Origin of the sequence: Streptomyces sp. NPDC102360 (assembly GCF_044766085.1) — a bacterium.
Taxonomy (GTDB): domain Bacteria; phylum Actinomycetota; class Actinomycetes; order Streptomycetales; family Streptomycetaceae; genus Streptomyces.
The window spans coordinates 457,881-476,679 of sequence record NZ_JBIWLG010000003.1 but is presented as its reverse complement, the minus strand read 5'-3'; the positions used below and the strand labels follow the sequence as shown (position 1 = coordinate 476,679).

Sequence of the window (18,799 nt, the reverse complement as noted above, 5' to 3'; positions counted from 1 at the left end):
AGGGCGAGGCCTCCGCGTGCGGTCTCCTTGTACTCGACCTTGAACAGGTCGACGACGCTGACGCTCATCAAGCGGCCCCGGCGTACTCGGTGCAGGCGTCCGCCAGCCACGCCGCGAGGTATCCGGCGAAGGACGACCGGACGAACAGCCAGACCGCGCGCGGGCCCGCTTCGCGCACCACCACCGTGACACCGGTCTGCGCGAGCAGCGTGGTGTGACAGGCGCCGGCGTCGGCCTTGTCGGGCGCGAGGTCCAGGGCGCAGCCCTGCGACAGGATCTCCGGCAGCAAGGGCCCCGCGAGGGCGAGGACGGTGCGCTGCGCGGACGTGTCGGTGACGGTGGCGAACTCCTCGCCGATGGCGAGGCGCAGCCCGGCCGTCAGTTCCTCGGCGCGCCCGGCGGGCGCCACCAGGAGCCATTCGTCGGGGCCGAGCCAGAGCGCCTTGACCTCCGCGTCCAGGTGGGCACGGCCGGCGTCCGGCAGGGCGTACCCGAGGTACCCCTCGACGGCGGTGGCCGCCGCGCTGCCGGGCGTCACCCGGAGCGTGAGCTGGGTCAGGAACGGGAGTTCGTGTGCGCTCAGGCCGGACGGGAGCTGCGGGTACCAGTCGGCGAGCGGGCTGATGCGTGCGGGTGTGGGGGCGGGGGTGTCAGCCGTCACGGCGGGCTCCCTCCTTGTCGAAGAGGACGGGTTCGGCGACGGTCACCGGCACGGTGGCGCCGTCGAGCGGGACGTAGAGGGTCTCGCCGACGCGGGCGGCGCCGGAGCGCACGAGCGCCAGGGCGAAGGTGCGCTGCAGGGCGTCGCTACGGTAGCTGGAGGTGACATGGCCGAGCATCGGGACGGGCGGTGCGGGGACCGCCTCGGTGGCGATGATCTGCGCGCCCTCCGGGAGCAGGGTGCGCTCGTCGGTGGGCAGCAGCGCGACGAGCTGTTTGCGGTCCGGGCGCTGGTTCTCGGGCCGGGCGAAGGACCGCTTGCCGACGAAGTCCGGCTTCTTCTTGGAGATCACCCAGTTCATGCCGAGGTCCTGCGGGGTGACTGTGCCGTCGGTGTCCTGCCCGATGATCGGGTACGCCTTCTCGGCGCGCAGCACGTGCATGGTCTCGGTGCCGTACGGGGTGAGGCCGAGCGGCTGCCCGGCGTCGCACAGCGCCTGCCAGACGTGGGTCCCGTACCAGGCCGGCACGTTGACCTCGTACGCGAGCTCGCCGGAGAAGCTGATCCGGCACAGCCGGGCGTCGACGCCGGCGATCACGGTGTCGCGCCAACTCATGAACGGGAACGCCTCGTTGGAGACGTCCAGGTCATCGCCGACGACCGCGGCGAGCACCTCTCGTGAGCGCGGGCCCACGAGCGGGATCGTCGCCCAGTGCTCGGTCACGGACGTGAGGTGCACGCGCAGCTCGGGCCATTCCGTCTGGAGCCACTCCTCCATCCACTCAAGTACCTTGGCGGCGTTGCCCGTTGTGGTCGTGACGAGGAACTCGTCCTCCGAGACGCGGATGACCGTGCCGTCGTCGATGGCCATCCCGTCGACGCCGCACATGACTCCGTAGCGGATCCGGCCAGGCTTCAGTGTGGCCATCATGTTCGTGTAGAGCCGGTTGAGCAGCTCGCCCGCGTCGGGGCCCCGCACGCTGATCTTGCCGAGCGTCGAGCCGTCCATCATCGCCACGCCGTTGCGTGCCGCGTGGCACTCGCGCCGCACCGCGTCGTCCATCGTCTCGCCGGGCAGCGGGTAGTACCACGGCCGCTTCCACTGGCCGACGTCCTCGAACAGCGCGCCGTGCCGCTCGTGCCAGGCGTACAGTGCGGTCACCCGCACCGGGTCGAACAGCTCGCCCCGGTTGCGGCCCGCGAACGCCGCGAAGGCGATGGGCTGTACGGGAGGCCGGAAACTGGTGGTGCCGAGGTCCGCGACCTCCGCGCCGAGCGCCTCGGCGACGATGCCCGAGGTGAGGATCCCGGACGTACGGCCCTGGTCGTGGGCGGTGCCGATGGTGGTGTAGCGCTTGACGTGCTCGACGGAGCGGAGCCCGGCGCGGGTCGCCCGGAACACGTCACTGGCGAGCGCGTCGCGCTGCAGGTCGACGAACTGCGCCGTACCGTCCGCGCCGTCCCGCGGGCTGGGCACGCGCCACAACACCGCGACGGGGGAGGGGAGTTCGGTGGCGGCCGCCGGAACGCCGACTGGCGTGACCGCGACGCCGAGCGCCTCAAGCGCCGTGGCCGTCGCGGCGATCCCGCTGCCCAGGCACTCCCCTAGCGTACGCAGACCGTCCGCGGCGCCCGCGGTCCGTACGGTGGCCGGCGCCTCGGTGGGCACGAACGTGGCGAGTTCCGCGTCGTAGCGCAGCTTCCCGCGCGCCTGGCTGAACAGGGCCACGGCCGGGTTCCAGCCGCCGGAGACGAGCAGCACGTCGCAGTCGACGCCGTGCCGCCGGGCGTCGTCCGCCGAACGCCGGGCGATGTGCACACGGGAGATGCGCTCGACACCGCTGGTCCCGGTGACGACATGGTCCCGGTGCAACGGGATGCCGCGCTCGGCGAGAGCCCCCGCGAGCCGCTCGGAAACGGTCGGCCGCGCGTCGACCACCGCAGCGAACTCCACGCCCGCGTCCGCGAGTTCGAGCACCGTGTCGTACGCGGAGTCGTTCGTCGTGAAGACGGCCGCCCGGCGACCGGCGAGGACGCCGTACCGGCCCAGGTACGTACGGGCCGCGGAGGCGAGCATGATGCCGGGGCGGTCGTTGTCGTCGAAGGCGATCGGACGCTCGGTGGCGCCGGTCGCGTGCACGACCTGCTCGGCCCGGATGCGCCACACCCGCTGGCGTGACACGTGGCTCGGGGCCGCGGCGCCGAGGTGGTCGGTGCGCTTCTCCAGGGCGAGGACGAGGTTGTCGTCGTAGTGCCCGAAGGCGGTGGTGCGGGTCAGGACGGTGACGCTCCCGGACGCCGCGAGCCGGCTCGCCACGGAGTCGACCCACTCCTGCGCCGGGCGGCCGTCGATGGCCTCCTGCGTGCCGAGCAGGCTGCCTCCCAACTCCGGTGCGCTGTCGACGAGGACGACCCGGACTCCCGCGTCGGCCGCGGCGAGCGCGGCCGCGAGACCGGCCGGTCCGGCCCCCACGATCAGCAACTCGGCGTGCAGGTGCTTCGCGTCGTAACGGGCGGGATCGGCCTCGGCGGCGAGCCGCCCCTGGCCGCTCAGCCCGCGTGCCACCAGACCGTCGTAGAGCTCGACCGTGGTGGCGGTGAGCATGGGCTCGGGGAACGGCGCCTCGATCTGCACGAGGGCGTTGGGCTCCTCGACACCGGCGGCGAGGATGCCGCGCGGCCGCCCGTACTTGATGCTCGTAGCCACCTGGTGCACGCCGTTCGCCAGCAGCGCGGAGGCGAGGGTGTCTCCGGGGTGACCGGTGTAGTCCGTGCCGTCGAAGGTGAAGTCCAGCGTGGTGGAGCGGTCGACGCGGCCGTGTGTGCCGGGGGAGCGGAAGGGAGTGCTCATGCGGTCGCCTCCTGGCGCTCTCGCGCGGCGGTGCCGAGAGGGTTCGGGGAACCCACGGGGTACACGGTCAGGAACTCGTAACTCACGGTGTCGCGCACGGCGTTGAACCAGCGTCGGCAGCCCGCCGTGTGCGCCCACCGCTCGGCGAAGGGGCCCTTGGGGTTGTCGCGGAAGAAGACGTACTGGGCCCACTGCTCGTCGTCGATCGCGTGCGGGTCGGCGGGGTGCTCGACGTGCGCCTGACCGCCGTAGTGGAACTCGGCCTCCTCGCGCGGTCCGCACCAGGGGCAGGGAATCAGCTGCATCTCTCGGTCTCCTCAGGGCTCGGCAGGTGCTCAGTGCGCGACGGCGGCGGCGCCGTGCTCGTCGACGAGGGCGCCGGTCGTGAACCGGTCGAGGGTGAACGGCGCGTTGGTGTCATGGGGTTCACCGGTCGCGATGGTGTGCGCGTACGCCCAGCCGACTCCCGGAGTCGCCTTGAAACCGCCGGTACCCCAGCCGCAGTTGAGGTAAAGGTCCTCCACCGGCGTGAGCCCGACGATGGGGGAGGCGTCCGGTGTGGTGTCGACGATGCCGGCCCAGGTGCGCAGCATGTGGGCGCGGGCGAACACCGGGAACAGCTCCAGGGCCGCTGCCATCTGCCGCTCGATGATGTGGAAGGCGCCGCGCTGCCCGTACCCGTTGTAGCTGTCCATGCCCGCGCCCATGACGAGTTCGCCCTTGTGCGCCTGGGAGACGTACACGTGCACGGCGTTGGACATCACGACGGTCGGGTGCACGGGCTCAAGCAGTTCCGACACCAGTGCCTGGAGGGGATGGCTCTGCAACGGAAGCCGCAGGCCGACCATCTGCGCGAGCACGGAGGTGTGTCCCGCCGCCGCGAGCGCGATCTTCCCGGCGGCGATCCGGCCCCGCGTGGTCTGAACCCCGGTGACCCGGCCCCCGCTCACATCGATGCCGGTGACCTCGCAGTTCTGGATGAGGTCGATGCCGTACGCGTCGCAGCGGCGGGCGAAGCCCCACGCCACGTAGTCGTGCTTGGCGATACCCGCGCGCGGCTGGTACGTGGCGCCGTGCACCGGATAACGCACGTCCGGGCTCGTGTTGACGATCGGACACACCTTGGCGACCCCGTCGGGCTCCAGCCACTCGGCGTCGATGCCGTTGAGTTGGTTCGCGTACACCCGGCGCTTGCTGTCGCGGACGTCCTGGAGGTTGTGCGCGAGGTTGAGGACGCCGCGCTGGCTGAACAGGATCGGGTAGTCGAGGTCCTGCTCCAGCGTCTCCCACAGCTTGAGCGAGCTCTCGTAGATGCCCGAACTCTCGTCCCACAGGTAGTTGGAGCGGATGATGGTGGTGTTGCGGGCCATGTTCCCGCCGGCCAGCCACCCCTTCTCCAGGACGGCGATGTTCGTTATGCCGTGGTTCTTGGCGAGGTAGTACGCGGTCGCCAGGCCGTGTCCGCCACCGCCCACGATCACGACGTCGTAGGACTTCTTCGGGTCGGCGTTGCGCCACAGGAAGTCGGGGTGGTCGGGCAGGTCGTGTGCGTCGGGGGTCATGAGGACTCCTTGAAAACCGACTGGTGACACTCTGATATATCAGCGGCGGGTCGTCGTCACGGTAGCCAGCGGCTCAGGGGCGCGTCAATGGTGTCCGGAGGAGGAAAACAAGCCGGTAACCGCCGCATCGATGCGGCGAGTTGCGGCGGCCGGATCTCAGCCCGGCAGCACGTCCAGGACCGTGTGCATCCGCGAGGCGCGGGCCAGGTCCGCGAGCGCCTGCTCCATCACCGACAGCGGATCGCGCGGCGGCAGCAGCAGACCGATCCGTGCGCTGCGCCGGGGCCCGATCAGTGGCACGGCCTCCATCCCGGCGGGGATCCCGAAGACGTGCAGCCAGGTGTGCGGGATGATGCTCGACCACTGGCCGGTGCGCACATGCGCGATCAGTGAGGCGATGGAGTCCGTCTCCACGCGCGGCGCCACCGACAGAGACAGCTCCGCGAACACGTCGTCCAGGACCCGGCGCCCCAGCATCCGCGGATGCAGCAGGCACAGCGGCAGCGCCGCCGCCTCGGCCCAGCTGATCTCCTGCGCCGACCGGTCCGGGTCCTCCTGGGTGAGCACGACATAGCGCTCCCGGTACAGCGGCACGAACGGCAGATCCAGGTTCCGGCTGTGGTACGAGACCGCCCCGTGCAGCTCGAAGGCGCGCAGCCGGCGCACGATGTCATCACCCTGGAGATCGGCCTGGACGTTCACCGTGGTGTGCGGGTTGGCCGCGCAGAACGGCTGCGTGAGCAGGGCGACCGCACCGACCGCCGTGGGCACGGCGCCCAGCCGCAGCTCACCGCTCAGCCCTGCGCGCAGCGCCGCGAGCCCCGACTGCATGGCGTCCCGGTCCGCGAGCATCCGGCGCGCCCACAGGACGACCTGCTCGCCCTCCGCCGTCAGGCCCTCGAAGCGCCGGCCGCGCCGCACCAGCGGCACGCCGAGCTCCGTCTCCAGCTTGCGGATGCCCTCGGACAGCGTCGGCTGCGACACGAAGCACTGCTCGGCGGCCTTCGCGAAGTGGCCGGTACCGGTCAGTGCGACGAGGTATTCGAGCTGTCGCAGGAGCACGGTCCCACCCCCTTCCCGGCCGATTTCGGTGGACAGCGCCCACCGATGATCGTAGCTGCCTATCAACGATCGGATTTTCCGCTTTGACCGTGGGCCGGGCGCCGACGAATGCTGGGTGGCGGGGGCGTGTCGGCTCCCGGTGAGTCGGAAACGTAGAGGTGATGGGCGTGCGCGCGATCGAAGAGCCCGAAGAGGATCTTTCCCTGAGCAAGCCCAAGACCTGGGCCACCGGGGCGCCCGCCGTGGCCCACGCCCTCCAGTACGCCCTGAGCCAGACCTCGCCGAAGCGCACCGCCCTGACCCTGCTGAATCTCAACCAGGCCGGCGGCATCGACTGTCCGGGCTGCGCCTGGCCCGAGGAGACACCCGGCAAGCGGAGCCGCAACGAGTACTGCGAGAACGGCGCCAAGCACATCGCCGACGAGGCCACCACGCGCCGCGTCACCCGCGAGTTCTTCGCCGAGCACCCGGTCAGCGAGCTGGCGCAGGCCTCCGACTACTGGCTCAACCAGCAGGGCCGGCTGACCGAGCCCATGGTCAAGTACCCGGACAGCGACCACTACGAGCCGATCGGCTGGGAAGGTGCGCTCGCCGACGAGCTGAACGGCCTCGACACCCCGGACGAGGCGCTGTTCTACACCTCGGGCCGACTCGCCAACGAGCCCGCCTTCCTGCTCCAGCTCTTCGCGCGGGCCTACGGCACCAACAACCTGCCCGACTGCTCCAATCTGTGCCACGAGTCAAGCGGTTCCGCCCTGAACGAGACGCTGGGCATCGGCAAGGGCAGCGTCAGCCTCGACGACCTGCACAACAGCGACCTGGTGTTCGTCGTCGGCCAGAACCCCGGCACCAACCACCCCCGGATGCTCACGGCGCTGGAGGAGACCAAGCGGCGCGGCGGAAAGATCGTCGCGGTCAACCCGCTGCCCGAGGCGGGGCTGCTGCGCTTCAAGCACCCGCAGAAGGCGCGGGGTGTCATCGGCCGCGGCACCGAGATCGCCGACCAGTTCCTGCAGATCCGGCCGGGCGGCGACCTGGCCCTCTTCCAGGCGCTGAACCTGCTGCTCCTGGAGGCCGAGGACAAGGCGCCCGGCACGGTCATCGACCGCGAGTTCATCGATGCCCACACCTCGGGCTACGAGGTCTTCACCGACAACATCCGCGGGCTCGACTGGGCGGAGGTCCTCAAGGCCACGGGACTCACCCGCGAGGAGATCGAGGAGGTCCACCAGCGGGTGCTCGGCGCCAAGAACGTCATCGTGTGCTGGGCCATGGGCCTGACCCAGCACAAGCACGGCGTCCCCACCATCCGCGAAGTCGTCAATTTCCTTCTGCTGCGCGGAAACATCGGCAGGCCCGGCGCCGGAGTCTGCCCGGTGCGCGGCCACAGCAATGTGCAGGGCGACCGCACCATGGGCGTGTGGGAGCGCATGCCGCAGTCGTTCCTCGACGCCCTGGAGAAGGAATTCGGCTTCGCTCCGCCCACCCGGCACGGGGCCGACGCGGTCGACGCGATCCGGGCCATGCGCGACGGCCGGGCCCAGGTGTTCGTGGGCGTCGCGGGCAATTTCGTCCGCGCCACTCCCGACAGCGACGTGACCGAACGCGCCCTGCGCAATTGCCGGTTGACGGCCCACATCTCGACGAAGCTGAATCGCTCGCACGCCGTGTGTGGCCGCACCGCGCTGATTCTCCCCACTCTGGGGCGCAGCGACCGCGACGTTCAGGCGGGCGGTGAGCAGTTCATGACGGTCGAGGACTCGATGAGCGATGTGCACGCCACCCGCGGCCGGCTCGCGCCCGCCTCACCCGCGCTGCTCAGCGAGGTGTCCATCATCAGCCGGCTCGCCCGCAGGACCCTCGGCGAACGGCACGGGATCACCTGGCAGGCCTTCGAGAACGACTACGACACGGTTCGCGAGCACATCGCGAACGTGGTGCCGGGATTCGACGACTTCAACCGGCGCGTCAGGGAACCTGGCGGCTTCAACCTGCCCAACCCCGTCAACAAGCGCGTCTTCCAGACGGCGAGCGGCACCGCCGTCTTCACCGCGAACACCTTCACCGGGCTCACCGCGCCGCCCGGCCACCTGATTCTGCAGACGCTCCGTTCGCACGACCAGTGGAACACCATCCCGTATGCGATGGACGACCGGTATCGCGGCGTCAAGGGCGCGCGGCGCGTCGTCCTGGCGAACGCGGAGGACCTCACCGAACTCGGCATCGAGGAGGGGAGCCTGGTCGACCTGATCAGTGTGTGGACCGACGGCAGCGAGCGCAGGGCGCCCGCGTTCCGCGTCGTCGGCTATCCGACGCCCCGGGGCTCCGCGGCCGCCTATTACCCGGAGACCAACGTCCTCGTGCCGCTGGACAGCGTCGCCGAGAACAGCAACACCCCCACGTCCAAGGCCGTGATCATCCGGATGGAACCGGCCGAGGGGGACGTCCCCGGTCAGTCCAGGTAGCCCATCTTGCGGCTGACGTCCTGCGCGCTCCGCAGCAGCGTGGGGGAGAGCTCGTGCATCCGCTCCTCGGTGAACCGGTAGGCCGGGCCCGAGGCGCTGATGGCGGCGATGACCTCACCCTGGGCGTTTCTGATCGGTGCGGCCATTCCGTGCAGCCCGATCTCCAATTCCTCCAGTGTCACCGCATATCCGCGCTCAAGGGTCTGCGCGAGATCCTTCTCGAGTTTTCCCTTGGCGGTCAGGGTGTGCGGTGTCATCTTTTTCATGTGGGAGGCCGCGAGCATTTCCGTGCGCTCCTGCTCCGGCACGTGAGCGAGCAATATCTTGCCACTGGATGTGGCATGCATCGGGGTGAGCTGGCCGACCCAATTGTGCGTGCTGACCGCCATCGGTCCGCGTACCTGGAGGACATTCACCGCGTAATGCTCCTGCAGGATTGCGATGTTGACGGCCTCGCCGAATTCCTCCGCGAGCTGCTCGCAGAATGGCCGGGCCTGCTGTGTCACATCGAAGTTGTCGGTGACCGAGCTGGCCAGGCGTACGATGCCGAAACCGATCCGGTACTTCCCCCGGTCGGCCGACTGCTCGACCAAGTCGCGCGCCTCCAGTGCGCCCAGCAGACGGAAGGCCGTCGACTTGTGCACGTCGATTTCCGCGGCGATCTCACTGACGCCGGCCTCCCCGCGCCGGGCGAGAATCTCCAGAACGCTCACGGCACGGTCGACGGACTGCACTCCGGCGCCCGACGGGCCCGATGTCTCACTGTCTGCGTCACGCTTTCTCATGGCGCGACTATAGGCGCTGTCCGTGGGCTGGCGGCAGGGCGATGCGGAAGCGGATCTTCGACTCCGGCCGTATGATCGCGGCCGATAAGCGGCGTCTCCTGAATTAGGGCATACAAGACCCGCCTAGCCACTTCCGCTACCCGGGTCGGCGGGAGTCATGCACCCTTGCGCACCGTCTTGACGCGGACACGCGAGGCCGTTCGATACCTCTGCCGTAGTCGGCGTCCTCGTGGGTGGGCCTGCCCCGACGCGGCCCCCAACCCCCGTGCGCTGCAACGTCGTTGACGGCGCCGTGGTGGCGGCGTCGGGCGGTGCGGGGTGCGGGGTTTCTGTGGGGCGGGACAGTTCTCAGATTCCTCTTGACACGCGCCTCCGACGGAGACGACAGTTTGGGCGTTGCGTAGAACGCGTCAAGGTTCTTCATGCGCAACAGAGTTCGGTGCTTCAACAGATCTTCAAAAGCTCCCTCACGGCTCTTCTGCCTCCCCTCAACAGACTCCGTCGGGCCGCCGCGTCCGGCCGTCCCCGCAGCAAGGAGCTCAACCGTGACTCACGAGGTACGCGCAGTGGTCGCCCACAAACAGGGCGCTCCCGTCTCCGTGGAGACGATCCTGGTCCCGGAGCCCGGGCCGGGGGAGGCGCTGGTGCAGGTGCGGGCCTGCGGCGTCTGCCACACCGATCTGCACTACCGGGAGGGCGGGATCAACGACGCGTTCCCGTTCCTGCTCGGTCACGAGGCCGCCGGCGTCGTCGAGTCCGTCGGCGACGGGGTCACCGACGTGGCGCCCGGTGACTTCGTCATCCTCAACTGGCGTGCCGTGTGCGGAAGTTGCCGGGCCTGTCGGCGCGGCCGGCCCTGGTACTGCTTCGACACGCGCAACGCCACACGGCCCATGACCCTCCTCGACGGCACGGAGCTCTCGCCGGCCCTCGGCATCGGCGCGTTCGCCGAGAAGACCCTCGTCGCCTCCGGGCAGTGCACCAAGGTCGACCGGACCGCACCGGCCGCCGCTGCGGGCCTGCTCGGCTGCGGCGTCATGGCGGGCTTCGGCGCGGCGGTCAACACCGGCGGCGTCGGCCGGGGCGACTCGGTGGCCGTCATCGGCTGCGGCGGCGTGGGCATCGCGGCGATCGCCGGGGCGAAGGTGGCCGGCGCCGCTCGCATCATCGCCGTGGACATCGACGAGCGGAAGCTGGCGAAGGCCGAGCGGTTCGGTGCCACCGACACCGTCGACTCCTCCAGGACCGACCCCGTCGAGGCCGTCCGTTCCCTCACCGGCGGCTTCGGCGCGGATGTCGTCGTGGAGGCGGTGGGCCGCCCCGAGACCTATCAACAAGCTTTCTACGCCCGCGACTTGGCGGGCACCGTGGTCCTCGTGGGCGTGCCCACCCCCGAGATGAAGCTGGAACTGCCGCTCGCCGACGTCTTCGGGCGCGGCGGCGCCCTCAAGTCCTCCTGGTACGGCGACTGCCTGCCCTCCCGTGATTTCCCCGCCCTCATCGACCTCTACCTCCAGGGCCGCTTCGACCTCGGCGCGTTCGTCAGCGAGGAGATCGGCCTCGACGAGGTGGAGTCCGCGTTCGACGCCATGCGTCGCGGAGACGTACTGCGCTCAGTGGTGACGCTGTGAGCGCACGGGCGCTCTGAGCCCCCACCACACACAACTCGCATCGCTTCGGCACCTGCCGCATGTCCGTACGACATCTACCGAGGTGACATCTGATGAGCAGCACGAGCCTGCCCCCGAGCCTCATCTCCACTCTCCCTGGCGACTACTACACCGACCCGCAGATCTTCGCGCGGGAGCAGGAGCACATCTTCGAGTCCATGTGGTTCTGCGTGAGCCGGGCGGCGGACCTCTCCAAACCGGGAAGCTTCCGCACCTACCAGGTGGGCCGCGAGAGCGTCCTCGTCTCCCGCTCCCGCGACGGCTCCGTCCGCGCGTTCCTCAACATCTGCCGGCACCGCGGCGCCAAGCTGTGCACCGAGGAGTCAGGCGAGGTCAAGCGGAACTTCCAGTGCCCGTACCACGCCTGGACCTACGGCCTCGACGGCAAGCTGGTCGCCGCACCCAACCTGACGTCGATGCCGGACATCGGCCGCACCGAATACGGTCTGGTCACCGTGCACGTGCGGGAGTGGCTCGGATACGTCTGGGTGTGCCTGGCCGAGCAGCCGCCCTCCTTCGAGGACGCGGTGATCGGCGCGGTCAGCGAGCGCCTCGGCGGCGCCGAAGCCATCGAGAACTACGCGATCGAGGACCTCGACCTCGGCCGGCGCGTCACGTACGACGTCCGGGCCAACTGGAAACTCATCATCGAGAACTTCATGGAGTGCTATCACTGCGCCACCATCCACCCCGAACTCACCGAAGTGCTCCCGGAGTTCAAGGATGGCCTGGCCGCCCAGTACTTCGTCGGGCACGGCGCCGAGTTCGCCGAGGAAGCGCAGGGCTTCACCGTCGACGGATCCGAAGGACTCGACCGCATCCCCTCGGTCGCCGACGAGCAGGACCGGCGCTACTACGCGATCACCGTGCGGCCGCAGGTCTTCATCAACCTGCTCCCGGACCACGTGATCATCCACCGGATGTACCCGGTCGCCCACGACCGCACGATCGTCGAGTGCGACTGGCTGTACCTGCCGCACGTCGTGGACGGCGGCGGGGACAGCAAGGACATAGCGCGCTCCGTCGAGCTTTTCCACCGCGTCAACCAACAGGACTTCGACGCCTGCGAGCGCACCCAGCCCGCGATGAGCTCGCGCGCCTATGTCAAGGGCGGCGTCCTCGTCCCCAGCGAACACCACATCGGAGAGTTCCACACCTGGCTCCAGGCCAGGCTCGGTGCACAGCGCGCCAATTGACCGTCCATTTGTTTCCTGGAGGTTCCCCATGATCCCGGTGTGCCGCATCGAAGATCTGCCGCCTGGTGAGTCCATCCGCGTGACCGAGGGCGTGCCGGCCCCCGTAGCCGTCTTCAACGCGGACGGCACGGTGTATGCCATCGACGACACCTGCACCCACCAGGACGCCTCGCTCGCCGACGGCTTCCTGGAGGGCTGCTTCGTCGAATGCCCCCTGCACGAGGCGTCGTTCGACCTGCGCAACGGCCGCCCGACCTGCCCGCCCGCGAAGACGCCCGTCCGCACCCACCACGTCACCGTCCAGGACGGTCAGGTCCTGCTTCACGTCACCGTTGGGGAGCCCGCATGAAGCACATCACTGTCGTCGGAGCCTCGCTCGCCGGCCTCAGCGCCGTCCGGTCGCTGCGCGCCGAGGGGTACGAGGGAGAGATCACCGTCGTAGGAGAGGAGCTGCACCGGCCCTACGACCGCCCGCCCCTGTCCAAGGGATACCTCAAGGGTGACGTCACGGCCGACGCACTCGCGCTCGGGGACGCCGAGGAGTACGAAGAACTGCGCATCCACTGGGAGTTGGGTGAACGCGCCGTCCACCTGGACTGCTCCACCACTTCCGTCATCCTCGGCAACGGGCGCAGGATCGACACCGACGGCGTCGTGGTCGCCACCGGCTCGACCGCCCGTCGCCTCCCCGGCGCGGAGGGCCTCGCGGGCGTGCACACCCTGCGCACCCTGGACGACGCCCGGAGCCTGCGCACCGAGCTGGTCAGCGGGGTGCCCCGGATGGTCGTCATCGGCGCCGGGTTCATCGGCGCCGAGGTCGCGGCCACCGCACACTACTTGGGCCTCGACGTCACCGTGGTCGAGGCGCTCGACACCCCGCTGGAACGCCAGTTGGGCGCCGAGATGGGCCGCCTATGCGCTTCCCTCCACACCGATCACGGCGTCCGCCTGCTGTGCGGCACGGGTGTGGCGGAACTGGAGAGCGGCGGCGGCCGGGTCGCCGGAGTGCGGCTCACGGACGGGCGGCTGCTGCCCGCGGACATCGTGCTCGTCGGGGTGGGGGCCCGCCCGGTCGACGACTGGCTCGCCGACTCCGGTGTGTGGGTGGACAACGGCGTGGTGTGCGACGCGGGCGGTGCGTCCAGCGTCCCCAACGTCGTCGCGGTCGGCGACGTGGCCCGCCGCCCGCACCCCTTCACCGGCCGGCACGCCCGCATCGAGCACTGGTCGAACGCCACCGAGTCGGCCGCCACCGCGGCCCGCACCCTGCTCACCGGCGAGTCCGCGATCCCCCGGGCCACCCCGCCGTCCTTCTGGTCCGACCAGTACGACGTCCGCATCCAGCTCGCGGGCGTCGTGAATCCCGGCGCCGAGTTGGAGCTCGTCGAGGGCTCGTACGAGGACCGGTCCTTCGCGGCCCTCTACAAGGAGGACGGGGCACCCACCGCGGTCCTCGCGATGAACCGCTCCAAGATCTTCAACCGGCTGCGCCGCACCCTGATCCCCGCCACGGAAAGGATCGCGCCCGCCGCAGTCTGACGGGCCCACCACCATGCCTTCGCCTCTCCCGCCGCCCCGCACCCCTGATATATCAATGCAAGGGTGCGGTACGGTGAGGTCTCATCGCGGACACGTCATGGGAGGGGCGAAATGCCATCTGTGCCTGCCGCCGGGGACCAGTCGAACGGCGCGACGCTGGCCGACCAGGCGTACCAGGAGATCACGGACCGGCTCGTCACCCTGCAGATCCGCCCCGGCGAACCCGTCCACGACGGGCGCCTCGCCGCCGATCTCGGACTCGGCCGCACCCCGGTCCGCGAGGCCCTCAAGCGCCTGGAGACCGAGCGGCTCATCGTCGCCTTCCCCCGGCGCGGCACCTTCGCCACCGAAGTACAGATCGCCGACCTCGGCCACATCTCCGAAGTGCGCCAGGAGCTCGAACCCCTCGCCGCCGCGCGCGCCAGCAAGCGGGCGACCGCGGCGGACCGGGAGCGGCTGCGCGCACTGCTCACCCGCGTCGAGGAGGAGTCGCAGACCGCGCCGGAGCCCGGCGATGTCGCCCTGCTCCGCCTCGACATGGCGGTGCACCGCGCCGTCTACGCGGTCACGTACAACCCGTACCTCGAAGCCACGCTGGTCAACTACGACAACCTCGCCACGCGGATCTGGTGCCTGTTCATCGACCGCCTGGCCGGACTCGAGCAACACGTCCACGAACACGGGCAGTTGCTGCGGGCCGTCATCGACGGCGACGCGGCCAAGGCCTCGGCCGTGGCTGCCGAGCACGTGGAGAACTTCGAGCGAGCGATCCGCTCCATCATCTGAGGCCGTCCTCCGCCCCTCAACCATGGGGAACGCGGGGCCCATTGACGGCCGCCGCGCAGCGGTTCTAGTGAGCCGACCGCTGGTATATCAATCACGTTCAACTGTCGTGTCAATTCCACGTGGACACGCGATCGTTCCCGCCGACCTGGACCGGTTCGTGAACGAGACGATCGACCTCACCGATGTGCGGGGTGCCTTCGACCGGATGAGCCGCGGCGAGGTGCTGCGCCCGGTCGTCCGCCCCTGACGACACCACCCAAGACCCCTCCCACGTCACGTCACCCTCGTGCGCCCTTGAACTCCCGGAGGAACTCCATGACTTCGCAGCCCAAGGTGGTCATCATCGGAGCCGGCATCGTCGGCTGCTCCCTCAGCGACGAACTCACCGCACTCGGCTGGACGGACATCACCGTCCTCGAACAGGGCCCCCTCTTCGCGACCGGAGGGTCCAGCTCGCACGCCCCCGGCCTCGTCTTCCAGACCAGCCCCTCCAAGACCATGACCGAGTTCGCGCGCTACACCGTCGAGAAGACCAGCGCCCTCGACCTCGACGGCGACTGGTGCTACCGGCAGGTCGGCGGCCTGGAGATCGCCACCACTCCCGAACGCCTCGCGGAACTCGAACGCCGGCACGGCTGGCTCACCTCCTGGGGCGTCGAGAGCCACCTCCTCGACCCCGCCGAGTCCGCCAAGCTGCACCCGCTGCTCGACCCCGACGCCATCCTCGGCGGCTACCACATCCCCAGCGACGGCCTCGCCAAGGCGTTGCGGATCGGTGAGGCGCAGGCCCGCCGCGCCCTCGCTCGCGGTGCCACCTTCCTCGGCCACCACACCGTCACCGACATCGAGACAACCGGCGGAACCGTCAGCGCCGTCGTCACCGACCGCGGCACCTTCCCCGCGGACATCGTGGTGTCCTGCGCGGGCTTCTGGGGCCCGCGCATCGGGCGCATGGTGGGCCAGGACGTACCGCTGGTCCCCATGGGCCACCAGTACGCCACCACCACACCGATCACCGAACTCAAGGGCCGCAACAGTCAGTTGGACGAGGCGAACCTGCCGATCCTGCGCAACCAGGACGCCGGTCTGTACTACCGCGAACTCGTCGACCGGATCGGCATCGGCTCGTACGCCCACCGACCGATGCCGATCTCCGCCGACGACGTCGTTCACCCCGCCGACAGCCCCGACCAGCCCTCGAAGCTCGACTTCACGAAGGCCGACTTCGAAGGCGCCTGGGCCGACACCCGCAGGCTGCTGCCCGCGCTGAACGACGCGGAGATCGCCGACGGCTTCAACGGCCTGTTCTCCTTCACCGTCGACGGCATGCCCCTGATCGGCGAATCCCCGACGGTGTCCGGCTTCTGGCTGGCCGAAGCGGTGTGGGTGACACACTCGGCGGGCGTCGCGCGGGCCGTCGCGAAGTGGATGGTGGAGGGTCGGCCCGGCATCGACGTCCATGGGTGCGACATCAACCGCTTCGAGGACGTGCAGCTCGCCCCCGACTACGTACACGAGCGCAGCTGCCAGAGCTTCTCCGAGGTCTACGACATCATCCACCCGCTCCAGCCGCCGAACCGGCCCCGCCCGCTGCGCGTCAGCCCCTTCCACACCCGCCAGCAGGAACTCGGCGCCGTGTTCCTGGAGGGCGGCGGCTGGGAGCGCCCGCACTGGTACGAGGCCAACGCCGACCTGCCCGAGGTGTCCCGCATCAGCGGGCGGAGCGAGTGGGCCTCCCGCTTCTGGTCGCCCATTGCGGGAGCCGAGGCACTGGTCACCCGCGAACGCGTGGCGATGTACGACATGACCCCGCTCAAGCGCCTGGAGGTCACCGGCCCAGGAGCCCTGGCATTCCTCCAGGGCCTCTCAACGAACCAGCTGGACAAGGCAGTCGGCGCGGTCACCTACACGCTCATGCTCGACGAAGCGGGCGGCGTCCTGAGCGACCTCACCGTCGCCCGGCTCACCGATGACCGCTTCCAGGTTGGCGCCAACAGCAACCTGGACCTCGCCTGGCTGCGCCGCCACCTGCCCGCCGACGGCACCGTGCAGGTCCGGGACATCACGGCCGGCACCTGCTGCATAGGTGTGTGGGGCCCGCGCGCCCGCGACCTCGTGCAACCCCTCACCGACGCCGACTTCTCGCACGAGAACTTCGGCTACTTCAAGGCGAAGCAGGCCTTCATCGGCGATGTCCCGGTCACCGCGATGCGCCTGTCCTACGTCGGCGAACTGGGCTGGGAGCTGTACACCACCGCCGACCTGGGCCTGCGCCTGTGGGACACCCTCTGGCGGGCCGGGCAGGACCACGGCGTCATCGCGGCGGGCCGCAGCGCCTTCAACTCCCTGCGCCTGGAGAAGGGTTACCGGGCCTGGGGCCACGACATGACCAGCGAACACAACCCCTACGAGGCCGGTGTCGGCTTCGCCGTCCGCAAGAAGAAGGGCGACTACCTGGGCCTCGACGCGATCCGCGACATCACCAAGGACACCGTGGACCGCCGCCTCACGGCCCTCCTCATCGAGGACGACCACTCGGTGGTGATGGGCCACGAACCGGTCTTCGTGAACGGCCGCCCCAGCGGCTACATCACCAGCGCCGCCTACGGCTACACCCTCGGCCGCCCCATCGCCTACGCCTGGCTCCCGGCCGAGCACGCCGAGCCGGGCACCCGTGTCGAGATCGGCTACTTCGGCGATCGCGTGGTCGCCGTCACGGCGGCGGAGCCGTTGTTCGACCCGGAGATGACGCGGATCCGGCGGTGACGCGGGGGTGACGTCGGCACGCAGGGGCCGATCGACTGGATCTATGGTCGGGCCGGACCAATCCGTGGCCGCACCGGTTCCGGATTACGTCTGGACAGTTCCCGACCACGGAGGGCCCCGTGAAAGAAGCCGTACACATCGGCAGAGACCCAGCCGCCGAACCGGATCTGCAGGAGTTGGTGGGACGCGTGGCCCTCGGCGACGAGGACGCGTTCGCCTCGGTGTACGACATGGTGATGGGCCCTGTGCTGGGTACCGTACGCGCTGTGCTGCGGGACCTGGCACAGTCCGAGGAGGTCGCGCAGGAGATCATGGTCGAGGTCTGGCGTACCGCTCCCCGCTACCGCACCGACCGCGGCACGGCGATCAACTGGATCCTCACCCTGGCCCATCGGCGCGCCATCGACCGGGTCCGCTCCGTCGAGGCCGCGGCGGCGCGCGACCAGAAGGCCGCGCTCCTCGACCACATGCCCGACTTCGACCAGGTCACCGAGCAGGTCGAGGCACGCCTCGAGCGCGAGCAGGTGCGCCGCTGCCTGCGCACCCTGACCGAGATCCAGCGCCAGGCCGTCGCTCTCGCCTACTACCGCGGGCTCACCTACCGCCAGGTCGCCGAGTCCCTGACCCTGCCCCTGGGCACGGTCAAGACCCGGCTGCGCGACGGACTCATCCGGCTCCGTGACTGCCTGGGGGTGACCGCGTGACCACCGCCGAGCTGCACACCCTGACCGGCGCCTACGCGCTGCACGCGCTCTCCGACGAGGAGCGGGCCGACTTCGAGCAGCACCTCGCGCACTGCGAGGCATGCACTCAAGAGAGCGCCGAACTCTCCGCGACCGCCGCCCGTCTCGGCCTGGCCGCGACCGTCACACCCCGTCCCGATCTGCGCGGCCAGGTACTGCGCCGGATCACCACGGTCCGCCAGGACTCGCCCCGTGAACCGGCCCTGTCCCGGACCGGGCGCACGGCGGGCGCCAGGCGGTGGCTCCTGTCGCGGTGGGCGCTCGCCGCCTGCTTCGCGGCCGCCGCCGCGCTCGGAGGCACGGCCGTGTGGCAGCACCAGCGCGCCGAGGACGCTCAGGAACAGGCCCGGCAGGCGGATCAGGACAACGACCGGATCGCCGCCGTGCTCGCGGCGCCGGACGCCAAGAGCGACTCGGCGCAACTGGGCGACGGCGCCAACGGCACCGTCGTCGTCTCCAAGAGCCAGGACCGATCCGTGTTCATCGCTTCAGGGATGGCGCACCCACCGCAGGGCAAGGTCTACCAACTCTGGTACGACGACGACGGAACCATGCGCTCGGCAGGGCTCATGGACACCACCCGCAGTGACCAGGCCGTGCTGCTGAGCGGCGGCGTGGACGGGGCGTCGGGCATGGGCATCACCGTCGAGCCGGCCGGCGGCTCGAAGCGGCCGACCACCGACCCGGTGGCGTTGATGCGACTGCCCGCCTGA

At 70.1% G+C, this 18,799-nt stretch carries 16 protein-coding genes; 10 read left to right on the top strand and 6 right to left on the bottom strand.

All coding sequences use genetic code 11. The features are described 5' to 3' along the window. Positions 1–67: 67 nt before the first annotated feature. The 5 genes from ACIRHA_RS16535 to ACIRHA_RS16515 all read right to left on the bottom strand — a co-directional run bounded on the left by ACIRHA_RS16535 (position 68) and on the right by ACIRHA_RS16515 (position 6,136). Positions 68–661, bottom strand: coding sequence for a sarcosine oxidase subunit gamma (locus ACIRHA_RS16535; RefSeq protein ID WP_403845608.1), 594 nt, complete (start codon positions 659–661; stop codon positions 68–70). Next, positions 651–3,512 carry a 2Fe-2S iron-sulfur cluster-binding protein gene (locus ACIRHA_RS16530; RefSeq protein ID WP_403845606.1) on the bottom strand — a complete coding sequence of 954 codons (2,862 nt, stop codon included), beginning with the start codon at positions 3,510–3,512 and terminating at the stop codon, positions 651–653. Before ACIRHA_RS16530 ends, ACIRHA_RS16535 begins: the two co-directional genes overlap by 11 nt. Then, on the bottom strand, positions 3,509–3,817 hold the full coding sequence (locus ACIRHA_RS16525) for a sarcosine oxidase subunit delta (RefSeq protein ID WP_403845604.1): 309 nt from the start codon (positions 3,815–3,817) through the stop codon (positions 3,509–3,511). Before ACIRHA_RS16525 ends, ACIRHA_RS16530 begins: the two co-directional genes overlap by 4 nt. 30 nt (positions 3,818–3,847) lie before the next feature. Next, positions 3,848–5,074: a sarcosine oxidase subunit beta family protein gene (locus ACIRHA_RS16520; RefSeq protein ID WP_403845601.1), complete on the bottom strand. Its 1,227-nt coding sequence runs from the start codon at positions 5,072–5,074 to the stop codon at positions 3,848–3,850. A gap of 156 nt (positions 5,075–5,230) precedes the next feature. Next, positions 5,231–6,136 carry a LysR family transcriptional regulator gene (locus ACIRHA_RS16515; RefSeq protein WP_403845599.1) on the bottom strand — a complete coding sequence of 302 codons (906 nt, stop codon included), beginning with the start codon at positions 6,134–6,136 and terminating at the stop codon, positions 5,231–5,233. Between the two features lie 167 nt (positions 6,137–6,303). On the opposite strand from ACIRHA_RS16515, the gene ACIRHA_RS16510 reads away from it, so the two are divergent. Next, positions 6,304–8,601 carry an FdhF/YdeP family oxidoreductase gene (locus ACIRHA_RS16510; protein WP_403845596.1) on the top strand — a complete coding sequence of 766 codons (2,298 nt, stop codon included), beginning with the start codon at positions 6,304–6,306 and terminating at the stop codon, positions 8,599–8,601. On the opposite strand, the gene ACIRHA_RS16505 is transcribed toward ACIRHA_RS16510, so the two are convergent. Then, positions 8,589–9,386 carry an IclR family transcriptional regulator gene (locus ACIRHA_RS16505; RefSeq protein WP_403845593.1) on the bottom strand — a complete coding sequence of 266 codons (798 nt, stop codon included), beginning with the start codon at positions 9,384–9,386 and terminating at the stop codon, positions 8,589–8,591. The two genes, ACIRHA_RS16510 and ACIRHA_RS16505, sit on opposite strands and share 13 nt — an antisense overlap. A 545-nt stretch (positions 9,387–9,931) precedes the next feature. On the opposite strand from ACIRHA_RS16505, the gene ACIRHA_RS16500 reads away from it, so the two are divergent. The 9 genes from ACIRHA_RS16500 (at position 9,932) to ACIRHA_RS16460 (ending at position 18,799) form a co-directional block, all read left to right on the top strand. Next, the gene (locus ACIRHA_RS16500; protein WP_403845591.1) at positions 9,932–11,017 is read left to right on the top strand and encodes an S-(hydroxymethyl)mycothiol dehydrogenase; all 1,086 of its coding nucleotides are present in this window, start codon (positions 9,932–9,934) and stop codon (positions 11,015–11,017) included. 92 nt (positions 11,018–11,109) lie between these two features. Beyond that, positions 11,110–12,252: an aromatic ring-hydroxylating dioxygenase subunit alpha gene (locus ACIRHA_RS16495; RefSeq protein WP_403845588.1), complete on the top strand. Its 1,143-nt coding sequence runs from the start codon at positions 11,110–11,112 to the stop codon at positions 12,250–12,252. Positions 12,253–12,280: 28 nt separating this feature from the next. Next, on the top strand, positions 12,281–12,601 hold the full coding sequence (locus tag ACIRHA_RS16490; RefSeq protein WP_327659154.1) for a bifunctional 3-phenylpropionate/cinnamic acid dioxygenase ferredoxin subunit: 321 nt from the start codon (positions 12,281–12,283) through the stop codon (positions 12,599–12,601). Then, positions 12,598–13,791: an NAD(P)/FAD-dependent oxidoreductase gene (locus ACIRHA_RS16485; protein WP_403845586.1), complete on the top strand. Its 1,194-nt coding sequence runs from the start codon at positions 12,598–12,600 to the stop codon at positions 13,789–13,791. Before ACIRHA_RS16490 ends, ACIRHA_RS16485 begins: the two co-directional genes overlap by 4 nt. Positions 13,792–13,902: 111 nt before the next feature. Continuing rightward, positions 13,903–14,577, top strand: coding sequence for a GntR family transcriptional regulator (locus ACIRHA_RS16480; RefSeq protein WP_403845584.1), 675 nt, complete (start codon positions 13,903–13,905; stop codon positions 14,575–14,577). A gap of 106 nt (positions 14,578–14,683) precedes the next feature. Then, entirely contained in the window at positions 14,684–14,824 is a 141-nt protein-coding gene (locus tag ACIRHA_RS16475; protein ID WP_403845581.1) for a hypothetical protein, read from the top strand. 68 nt (positions 14,825–14,892) lie between these two features. Continuing rightward, positions 14,893–17,343 (top strand): FAD-dependent oxidoreductase, encoded by a 2,451-nt coding sequence (locus ACIRHA_RS16470; RefSeq protein ID WP_403845579.1) that lies wholly within the window; start codon positions 14,893–14,895, stop codon positions 17,341–17,343. A gap of 119 nt (positions 17,344–17,462) precedes the next feature. Further along, positions 17,463–18,047 carry a sigma-70 family RNA polymerase sigma factor gene (locus ACIRHA_RS16465; protein WP_403845576.1) on the top strand — a complete coding sequence of 195 codons (585 nt, stop codon included), beginning with the start codon at positions 17,463–17,465 and terminating at the stop codon, positions 18,045–18,047. After that, positions 18,044–18,799: an anti-sigma factor domain-containing protein gene (locus ACIRHA_RS16460; protein WP_403845573.1), complete on the top strand. Its 756-nt coding sequence runs from the start codon at positions 18,044–18,046 to the stop codon at positions 18,797–18,799. The genes ACIRHA_RS16465 and ACIRHA_RS16460 overlap by 4 nt, the downstream gene beginning before the upstream one ends.